This window comes from Aquimarina sp. U1-2 (assembly GCF_017897595.1).
GTDB lineage: Bacteria > Bacteroidota > Bacteroidia > Flavobacteriales > Flavobacteriaceae > Aquimarina.
This window is the reverse complement of sequence record NZ_JAGKIK010000094.1, coordinates 1-401: the sequence shown is the minus strand read 5'-3', so window position 1 is coordinate 401 and position 401 is coordinate 1. Positions and strand designations below refer to the sequence as shown.

Here is a 401-nt window from a genome sequence, read left to right as displayed (position 1 = left end):
GGCGAATTCATCTATAGAAATCATTCCTAGATCTTCGCCACCATGCTTGCGCACAGTAATTTTGTTTTCTTTTTCCTCTTGCTCGCCAATAATGAGCATATAAGGGTACTTTTGTATTTCGGCCTCCCGAATTTTCTTCCCTATAGTCTCATTTCTATGGTCTACAAGGGCGCGAATTTCGTGATTTTCAAGCAAATTTAAAACTTTTTCAGAATAATTTTCATATTTCTCACTGAGCGATAATATTTTAGCTTGTACTGGCATTAACCAAATAGGGAAGTTTCCACCAGTATGTTCTAGAAGAATAGCAATAAAACGCTCCATACTTCCAAAGGGAGCACGGTGTATCATTACAGGGCGATGTTCTTCATTATCACTGCCTTTGTAAACCAAATCGAAAC

General features: G+C 37.9%; 1 protein-coding gene. It reads right to left on the bottom strand.

Annotated elements, in window-relative coordinates:
* Positions 1–401: His/Gly/Thr/Pro-type tRNA ligase C-terminal domain-containing protein (locus J8281_RS19170; protein WP_246849174.1), on the bottom strand; the 401-nt coding region annotated here is incomplete at both ends.